At 46.8% G+C, this 543-nt stretch carries 1 protein-coding gene and 1 pseudogene; both read left to right on the top strand.

Features of this window, described 5'->3' with window-relative positions:
• Nucleotides 1-246: pseudogene (locus tag ACFINH_RS10385) on the top strand (hypothetical protein); the annotation flags it as partial.
• A gap of 16 nt (nucleotides 247-262) precedes the next feature.
• Nucleotides 263-543: transglycosylase SLT domain-containing protein (locus ACFINH_RS10390; protein ID WP_375633098.1), on the top strand; the 281-nt coding region annotated here is incomplete at its 3' end.

A 543-nucleotide genomic window follows, 5' to 3' on the forward strand; every position in this document is an offset into this window, starting at 1 on the left:
TGGATTCCTTTCAAAGAGGCGGCGTTTAGAGAGCGTCAACGGATTGAAAAGGATGTTGTCAAATTGTTAACAGGGGGGACACAGATTAAGAATGATCAAATTGTAGCTCTCATTCAACGCATGGTAAACGCGCATCATAAGGGATATGCGACAAAAGAATGGTTCAAAAAGCTTTCTGCTGCTTTGTTTGGAGGTGGGGGAAAAGCCTCAACGGAGGAGTTGAATTTATTGAGTGCATTTGAGTAAGGGAGGAGATTAGGCTATGACCCGTTCTAGTCCTTCTGTTAATCAAGCGATCCGTCAAGCAGCAGCGCGTTATGGTTTGCCAGAGAGTTATTTGTACCGTGTTGCGCAAGTTGAAAGTGGAGGCAATCCGAATGCAAGGAATCCCCGCTCTTCTGCGGGTGGGTTGTATCAATTTATAGACAGCACCGCCAAGCAATATGGTTTGCAGGATAGGTTTGATCCCATGCAAGCGGCAGATGCCATGGGGCGGTTGACGCTTGATAATCGCAATCATTTAAGCCGCCTGTTGGGAAGAGC

Source organism: Bartonella sp. AA74HLJMH (assembly GCF_042197045.1).
Classification (GTDB): Bacteria; Pseudomonadota; Alphaproteobacteria; order Rhizobiales; family Rhizobiaceae; genus Bartonella.